5 protein-coding genes, 1 tRNA gene and 2 rRNA genes are annotated in these 8794 nt (G+C 46.4%); 1 reads left to right on the forward strand and 7 read right to left on the reverse strand.

Annotated elements, in window-relative coordinates; all coding sequences use genetic code 11:
• Nucleotides 1-812: 812 nt before the first annotated feature.
• Nucleotides 813-2111 (reverse strand): alpha-L-fucosidase, encoded by a 1299-nt coding sequence (locus H8730_RS03890; protein ID WP_177715657.1) that lies wholly within the window; start codon nucleotides 2109-2111, stop codon nucleotides 813-815.
• Nucleotides 2112-2491: 380 nt separating this feature from the next.
• On the opposite strand from H8730_RS03890, the gene H8730_RS03895 reads away from it, so the two are divergent.
• A complete protein-coding gene (locus H8730_RS03895; protein WP_177715655.1) occupies nucleotides 2492-2950 on the forward strand; it encodes a hypothetical protein in 459 nt (152 codons plus the stop codon).
• Nucleotides 2951-2994: 44 nt separating this feature from the next.
• On the opposite strand, the gene H8730_RS03900 is transcribed toward H8730_RS03895, so the two are convergent.
• From H8730_RS03900 to H8730_RS03925, 6 genes are all read right to left on the reverse strand, one after another.
• Entirely contained in the window at nucleotides 2995-5106 is a 2112-nt protein-coding gene (locus H8730_RS03900) for a DUF3825 domain-containing protein (protein ID WP_177715653.1), read from the reverse strand.
• A 102-nt stretch (nucleotides 5107-5208) separates the two neighbouring features.
• Nucleotides 5209-6270: a hypothetical protein gene (locus H8730_RS03905; RefSeq protein ID WP_177715651.1), complete on the reverse strand. Its 1062-nt coding sequence runs from the start codon at nucleotides 6268-6270 to the stop codon at nucleotides 5209-5211.
• A 372-nt stretch (nucleotides 6271-6642) separates the two neighbouring features.
• Nucleotides 6643-7992 (reverse strand): ATP-binding protein, encoded by a 1350-nt coding sequence (locus tag H8730_RS03910; RefSeq protein WP_177715649.1) that lies wholly within the window; start codon nucleotides 7990-7992, stop codon nucleotides 6643-6645.
• Between the two features lie 362 nt (nucleotides 7993-8354).
• Nucleotides 8355-8472, reverse strand: a 5S ribosomal RNA gene (gene rrf / locus H8730_RS03915).
• A gap of 3 nt (nucleotides 8473-8475) precedes the next feature.
• Nucleotides 8476-8547: transfer RNA gene (locus tag H8730_RS03920), tRNA-Asn, on the reverse strand.
• Between the two features lie 152 nt (nucleotides 8548-8699).
• A 23S ribosomal RNA gene (locus H8730_RS03925) occupies nucleotides 8700-8794 on the reverse strand; the annotation flags it as partial.

Consider the following 8794-nt stretch of genomic DNA (forward strand, 5'->3'; position numbering starts at 1 on the left):
GTCCTTCCCTTGACGTTTGCAAGCGCCATAGTACTATGACCTCTGCTGCCTTCTCGTGATAAATCTTATTTCAACCGCTTCCGCAAATGTTCTATTGCATTGGAGGCGTCCACGAGACCTCCCCGGGTACTCACACGCTCTTTCCCTCCTATACCTGCTCCATAAATACTAAATGCAATTCCGTGCAGTTATCGGACTTTGATTTGTTGCGCAATCTCATGCTTACATTTAGCCTCAAATGTAGCAGGCCAGAGTTTTGCCTAATCCTTTCTTCAGATTCCACCTCACGGTGGACACCCTTGCTTCGGCTGTATTCTTCCCACTGCCGGGCGGATTGGGGACTTTCACCCGTTAGAACGTGTGCCCACCGGGCACACACACAGGCAGGTGTGACCCACAAGGATCACACCTGCCTCTGCATTTTATCCTTTAAAAAAGAAGGGACATTACCTTCCCGAGGTTCAACTATCAGTCGGCACAAAAGGTCTATCATGTGTTTATGCTGTATGCATTCAGCTGGAACCTCATGATAGACCATCGGTTTCGACATCATGAAATCCAAAACTAGGAGCGCTTTTCAAAATCCAAACAAGGGGATTTTCCGCCCTGATACAGAGACTTCTAAAAGAAGGAGACTGTCCGGTAAATATCCTGCGCCTCAAGAAAGCCTGATTTTCTAAGGGGCTTTCTCCTTCTTACCTATCTGGGGCCATATTCGCTATTTCACGACAGCCCCTTCGCTTCACCTATAGGAAAAGTCCGCCGTGAGGCGGACCTAGATCTGAGTTCGCGGAAGCGAACTTTTTCTTTCCTCAATCCCGCGCAACTTCCTTCCCTCCGTGAAGCTGTGGAATATAGCTGGCGAAAGTGTACTTCGGTGTTTCCTCAAAGGTCAATTCAATCATGCCGACGTTGGCGATGGGATCGGGAGACGTCAGGGGTAAATTCTTCAGGAAAATCCGATGCCCCTTCTGTTCAAACTCGATCTCCTCATTCGTTCCGAGAATCCGGGCTTTCAACAGTGGCGTCTCAAATCCGCCGAGGGTCATAGTTCCATCCGTAGGCCAGATCCAATTCCACAGATATACCTTTTCCCCCTTATTGCTCATACTGCAACGCCCCATGGAGCCAAGTTTCACTGTCTTTTCCTTTGGGATACTGCCGTACACGGCCTCCCCATATACCGCCAGCCATTTTCCGACGGTCTCCAGGGGCTCAACGGCTTCCTCTGGCACCGATCCATCCGGCGTGGGGCCGATGTTCAGAAGCAGATTGCCTCCATGCGCCGTCACCTGCCATAGCATGCGGAGAATTCTCTGGGCGTTGTAGCTGTAGGGAATCGCTTGTTCCGAATCGATATATCCCCAGCTCAAATCATTGAAGGTCATGCACGCTTCCCAGTCTCGATCCTGTGCCTGTATATGCCCTTCTGGCGTTCCAAAATCCTCGGCGAGCTTAGAGCGGTCATCAATGATAATATGGGGCTGCAATTCTCGAACCATCTGATTGAGGGTCAGAGAATCCCATCCCTCCCAGCTTTCCATGGGGGCCGATACATCATACCAGAGAATATCGATCTTTCCATAATTGCTCATCAGTTCGCGGTTTAATCCCAGGATATAGTCGTTAAAGCGCTTGCGGGCCTCCATATCGTAGGCGCAGCGGCCGCCATCGGGATGATGCCAATCCATCAGCGAGGAGTAAAACCCGATCCCCATATCAAATTCACGGCAGGCGTCCACGAATTCCCGAACTAAATCCCTCTTGGGTCCATAATTCACTGCGTTAAATGGATTAACTTTGGAGTCCCACAGACTGAAACCCTCGTGATGTCGCGTCACCATCACACAGTATTTCATACCGGCGCGCTTGGCAAGCTGCACCCATTCTCTTGGCGCTCCCGGCTTCGTCAAAAATTGATCCTTTAGCGCCTCATATTCTTCCGCACAGCTATTTTCCATAGCCCATGCCCACTCGTGAGCACCACGGATCGAAAACAACCCATAGTGAATGAACATACCATAACGAGCCTCACGCCACCACTTCATCCTCTCATCCCGGCTGGCCGCAATCTTCGCCTCATACTCTGATTTACATAACAATGTACTCAATGCTGTCATCCTCCTCTCCATATTTCCATTCTGTAGTGATAGTATCAAATCCTGTTGTCAAAAGCCATAGGATAAGCTAATCTAAATTTATAAAAAATTAACCTTGGTTAACATTACCCATAATTTACCATTCAACAGAAACTTGAAATTTTCTAAAGTTGATATATACTTTTTATATAGTCGCAGCAAAACATTTGATAGGGCTTCTTTTTCCTCTGATCACATCATTATTTTTTGTCACTGTGGACCATTCATGGTACAACAACGGCATTGACCATTTCCTTTGTTGACCTATAATCAAATTTGAGGATTTGATTAGACAATCTATACTGATGAACAAATTCCCACCCGAGATCATCTTTAGGTATAGGGGGCGTCTAGTGATAGAAAGGATTGATCCTATGGATACATTGTACAAGGAATTGTCAGATAAGCTGCATTTGCCAATTTTAATTGATTATTTGCTGTACTCCAGCGCCAGCTACAACACAGACCGGCCTACTGAGGAGGAGGCTTGGACGGCTTTGCAAACCTATCTAGAACAGCATGGATATGCAGAAAATGAATTACTCGATCAGATAATTGCCTTTACCAGTCTTATCCAGGAAAGTTATCTCATGACGGGTATCAAATTAGGTGCTCAGATTGCCAACGAATTCGTCTTAAATCCACAGGATGTAGAACGGGTGGAAAAAATTATGGTGACTAACTCAGATAAAGAAACTGTAATGAAAGAAATTGCGGAAAAGCTTCGCTCTCATTATTTACATTCTTCTGATGAGGAAACCCGCCGTTTATTAGCGGATATCGACGTGCTATTCCAGACAATCTTGCTATAAAGAAGGATCTGACTGTCACCGTCAGATCCTTATGAAGCGTTCTTTTATTCCTCCTCGTCCTCCTCCACATCATCCTCCGCGCCGCTAATGTTCCTCGTATCCAACCACTCGCTGTTGGGGCGGCAAAGCAGGCGGCCATCTAAATATGCCTGCTGCAATGTGAGGATCGTCTGCCCCTGATAATTGCCAGAACGTGTTCGCTCTACGACCAATGCGGCATCTGCCCTGCTGTCATCCTGCAGAGATAGCGGAAGCATAAGACTCATTACATTCCGCGTCGGAAAGAAACACGGGATTGCCGTTTTATAATTCCAGCGCACCTGTTTTCTCGCCATCTCAATGGCATCCTCCAGCCGATTCCGCAAGCGATTAAACAACCGCGGCGTTTCCGCGATTCGATCGCTCAGTTCCTGATAGCGAAGCTTTTTTTCCCGCCAATCGCCCGCTTCCTCGATTCGGTCGACAACCTCAAGCGCAGCCCGCATCCCATGGCATTCTTCCCGAAGGAATTCCAGCGGTAGACGCGCCACATTATCCAGTAAAATGTGCTCATAATCGGTGTGGAGCTCCTTTTCCAGATCAAAGAGCAGATCCTCCTTGCACTCAAAATACGACGGGGGCTGCGGCAGGGGATTAAAATAATCCACAAGCCGTTTTCCCACCCCACGGCCGGCAGCGGTACAAAACTCTAAAAAGCGCCACTTCGTCTTGTGACTCTCATCACTTGGCTCAAAACAAGCGTATAGATCATCATAGTGCTGTGTTACCAGACCTGTGTTAAACGCTGCAAAGCTGCCATCCTCTGCGACACAGACTTTATCTTCAAGCTGTAGCCGGTAAAATGTATATTGAATGTATTTTTGTAGAATAAAATACTTTTTATTCTGGCTGTCTTCAAAATCCCACGGCTCAGGAAGCGCTTTTCTCTCCAACTCTTCCAGGAAATTAGACCAAGAGCCTAAAAAGGCAAAGCGCTCCAGTTCTTTTCCTGGATTCCGCATTGGATTCGACCGACTCACACCTGCGAAATTCAAGTACCATGGATAGACCCCATAATCGGATCGCTTGATGGATGCGTAGATCGGCTCTCCATTTTTATCCCGCAAATCGACGGAGAAAAGATATGCGTTATTTCGCTCCCGCAGTGTTCCTGTCGCCCTGGCTTTATCATAACCCGCACAGACCGCCTGCACAACCTGCTGAGTCGGCGGCGCCTCAACGCCGGTCAGCGCCAAATTCAGCTTGGCCAATGTCTTGGGCAGCAATTGGACAGATCCCATCATCTTATGTGGGAGCGAGGGCTCCCCATTCAACCGCACTGATTCCGCGCCTGGTTCGACCGTCCTTCCTCCCTCCTGATCCCAGTCCGGAACCGCATGCAAAGTGACTAGCGTCTGGGGTACGCCTCCCATAACGGCTTCCTCCAGTGACAGAAACTCACCTAGCTCCTGCAAGAGCAGCTTCATTTTATAAAATCCATATTGTTCCTTTGAATGGCCCGCGTCATTCATCACCTTACTGACCACGGCCATGTGCAGTGTCTCTTCCTTCGGCAGCACTTCCGATAGCGCAAAATAGATATCCTTTTTATTCTCCTGTGTCAGCGATGCCACTGATTGCCCCTGCAGCCCCTGGCTTTCCGCAATCTGACCTGTCTTCGCCGTAAAGGATAGATGCCAGGGCTTGGAGTCGGTCACCACATAGCGATTGGGCGTCAGCAGGATCCTCGCCTGGTCTGTCTCAAAGATTTGCTGATCCTCCGTCTGCGTGAGACGCCCCTCCGCCTTAGCTCTCGCATAGGCATCAGATAGTGCGCTCAGTGCCTCATCTTTAGACTTTCCAATTAACAGTCCATACCCTTCCAACGTCTTATTGGGTATGTTCACCATAGACGCAAATGCACTATCCTTTGCCTCCTTCCACCGCCGGAGGGTAATCTCCTGCTGTGGGTTTTGTCCCAGAAGGATCTCTCGAATCAATAAAAACTCAGGCATCTCCGACAAAAACGGTTTCATTTTCGCATAACCGTAATCGGAGCTTTTAATCCCCTGTTTTGTCAAATATAGGGCCACCTTTGCAAAGGGCTGTGGCTCGTCAAAAGGAAATGATTCGGTCAACAATTTGTATACTCGCTGTTTCACTTCTGGTGTGATCATCGGTGGAAGGCCTCTCTATCTTCTCTATTTTTATATATTACTACATGGATACTTTTATTATATCATCCATCTGTTTTTCCTGCAAGACCTGTTCTCAAGCGATCAATGATAGAATTCTATTGCCTTCTTGTGAAAAGCCTCCAGCGCCTCATATTCTAAGGCATATTGGGCTTGCAAATAATCGATAATCCTAAGGTAAATGGCCGTATCCCCTGTCTGCGAATATTTCAGGGAAAGCGAATGGATTTTTTTCATTTGAGAGACACACTCCTCATATTGAGCATAGCAGGTGCGCATAGGGACCGCTGTCTCCTCTGCATTCAGAAAGCCCGTGTGATGGAGAAACCATGCCATAGACCGCAACAAAATGGAGCGATGCTCACAGAATTTTAAGAGTATCAGCGAATACGTATGATGTTCCTCAGCCTCAGGGCTTAGGGTTGCCATCTGGATCAATTTATCTCGCAGCGCGAGAAGGGTATAGATGCCACAATGATATACAATCGGGTCTCCCCTTTCCCCCTGTTTGGAATACCCGTTTTTGATTACCGTTCCCACTTTCCATTCCCTCTCGATCTTTCTCAAGAAATCATAGCAGGCATTATCATTGCGATAGTCTATATTTAAAGATATGCGGGTGACGAGAAAATACCACATTCTCCGAGAATACCGCAACTCTGGGCTCTCCCTGAATAATTCCCAGACCGACGTATAATTCTCCAAAAGAAGATCATACACAATTTCGTATTCCTTTCCCCCATTTGCACAGTAGAATATCCTTTTCGTCTCATCATACCCATAGATCAGCACCTCATGGATATAGGGAGCCTCGTGCTCCGTGTCATTAAGTAGCGTTGTAAAATTCAGGTATATGATAATATATCGCCCTTCGTCTATCTCCCGCTCAATCCGATCCAGGATATCGCCGGGCTTCGGTTCTTGGACCTCCGATATCTGTAGGATGTCACCAAAATAGGACAACGGATACATTTCACCGTTTTCTCCAAAACAGGAGTGAACTCCATTCTCCGACAGAAATACATCCAACCTCTTCGAGGCAAACCACTCCTCAATCCTCGGATGTGTTTGAATCACCACCATTTTGTAAAATGTCCAGCACTCCGATACAATCTCTGGCTGCAAAACAACCGGCAGCTTATACATCTGACCACCTCCATATGGAAAATGCTTTGTCACACCTCCAGTATAGAAGGATGTAATTCGATGATCAATTTACTACTGTTCACCATAAATAAAGCCTTCGCGTTCGGGATGGAAACGAGTGTTTCCCAGAGACGCATCGTCACCGCTTACCTCACCTCAACGCCATGCTCGGCAAACCATGGCACTACAAAAGGCGTTTCATACTCGATTCTTCCGATCCGGTCAAACTTATTCCTTTGTCAAGGTACATCAACGGAAGCTGTTATTAAAATTCTGCGTCTAAAAATTAAAAATTGCCCCGCCCTGAGAACTGGGAAATCCAGCATCCACAGGGCAAGGCATTAGGCAGTCTCCATATGAAAAAAGGATCTTTTAAAACTGTAGCTTTTCTCCGTCTGAACCGGCATGAAAAAACATAACATAATAGATTGGGATATAGGTGATCTTTCCCTTACTGGAAATCTCACGCTCGTTAGATACTACAAACGCTTTCTTGATATGGTAATCTTCGTTCTGGACAAAAGTATTGAGCGCACTGTGTACCGTGTAATCTTTTCCTGATTTTACTTCAATGGGTACAGCGGAAAGACTGCCGTAGTCGTCAATCAGATAGTCCACCTCTCCCTTGCTGCGGTTATCGTAATAAAACAGCTTGTAACCATGAGCAATCAGTTCGCTGGCAACCACTGTTTCATAGACCGAACCAAGATTGATACTTTTTTCATCGTCCAATATTGCCCGGATATTGTTGCCGTAAAGAATGCCGGTAAGAATCCCCACATCGTTGAGATATAGCTTGAGCAAATTTTTGCCGGATGATTCAATCAGTGGGAAAACAGGATTAGATATCGCCTGTACATTGAGAGCGATTCCGGCGCTGATTAGATACTCAAACTCGTCGCTGTAATTTTGGAAGGTCTTTCCCTTTTTATTCTCAATGTTCTGCGCTACAACACGCTTCTTCTTATTCTCCATATTGGAAGGAATAAGGTCGTAAATCCTGCGGATTTTTAGTTTGTTTTCTTCATCGTACTTGGAAGCGTCGGCAGCATAATAGTCGTGGATCTCGCTTTGGATTTCCCGTACAGACTGGATATTTTTTTCACTGAGGTAAGAATTGATGGCATCCGGCAGTCCACCCACCAGCAAATACTTGCGGAACAAATCCATCATCTTATTGTGCATTGATTCGTCCAGTGCTTCCAGCCGCTCAAACTTTTTGCGCATGGAGGAAATGGCAATCTCATTCATTCCGTTTGCATACAGGAACTCTTCAAAATCGAGAGGGAACATCCGCACCTTGCGGATGCTGCCCATCGGGATCGAGGTGGTTTGCGATAGTGTGACGCCGAGCAGGGAGCCACTGGCGATATAGGTAAAGCGGTTATCCTGCGACAAAAATTTTAGCAGTGTAAGCAGATGCGGATAGGCTTGGATTTCGTCAAGAAAAATCAGGGTATTTTCCTTATCTTTCATCTTGCTGCCGGCAAGCATACTCACCTGCAAATAGAAGTCCTCCACCGTTTTGGTATTGGCAAAGAGCCGGTCGCCTAAAGAATCCTCCACCATATTGATTTCAATAAAGTTTTCAAAAAGCCTTTCGCCTACATAACGGATAATATACGTCTTACCAACCTGACGGGCTCCGTCAATCAAAAGAATTTTTTTCGAGCCGGATTGTAAATGCGCTTCAATCAGCGATTCGATTTTGCGGTATAACATAAGAGCCCTCCTTTTAAACTTTTCAAATATATTATATCGCACATCAATATACTTTTCAATATAAAATATCTGACAAATTTATGACTTTTCAAAAACCCTTCATCTAAATTGTAGCCGTCAATATAAGTAGACACAGTGCTGGATTTATTTTGGTAGAGATGTCAAACATGTATTGTATTACAACAAGCCAAAGAGGTGATGCTTAAGAACGCAGGTACACTACAGAACACATGAAGTAAGTAAGGTCAGCCTTATGTCGCACACTATCCATAGTATATCAGCACTCTATGGAAAATGTAAGCACTTTGACTTCAGGTCTGCCATAGGGGACGGTCACTCAAGTTTTATTCCAGAAATAAAAAAAGCGGCAACCACCTACTCTCCCAGGCAGTCACCCACCAAGTACCATCGGCCGTCTATGGCTTAACTTTCGTGTTCGGGATGGAAACGAGTGTTTCCCATAGACGCATCGTCACCGCTTACCTCCCCGAGTTGGGCTCGAACCAACAACCCTCCGGTTAACAGCCGGATGCTCTACCATTGAGCTATCGAGGATCATCTATTCTCTTGTCTTTCCCAGTCTACTTCCCTAGGAACTCTCAAAATTGCACATTGAAGGGAAAAAAGAAACAACCAAAGGTCTTCTCCACTTTCTTGACCTGTCTCGTCCTCCGAGTCACGCTTTCACGTTTCACTCGTCCTCTCTCCTGATCAAGCTCCTCGACCTATTAGTACCGGTCAGCTCCATCCCTCTCGGAACTTCCACCTCCGGCCTATCTCCTCGTCGTCTTCAAGGGGTCTT

Origin of the sequence: Bianquea renquensis (assembly GCF_014384895.1) — a bacterium.
GTDB classification, from domain to species: domain Bacteria; phylum Bacillota; class Clostridia; order Lachnospirales; family Bianqueaceae; genus Bianquea; species Bianquea renquensis.

Coding starts and splice junctions, on each gene's coding strand:
- H8730_RS03900 (WP_177715653.1), bottom strand. CDS start 5,106: ATGATCACACCAGAAGTGAAACAGCGAGTATACAAATTGTTGACCGAA.
- H8730_RS03905 (WP_177715651.1), bottom strand. CDS start 6,270: ATGTATAAGCTGCCGGTTGTTTTGCAGCCAGAGATTGTATCGGAGTGC.
- H8730_RS03910 (WP_177715649.1), bottom strand. CDS start 7,992: ATGTTATACCGCAAAATCGAATCGCTGATTGAAGCGCATTTACAATCC.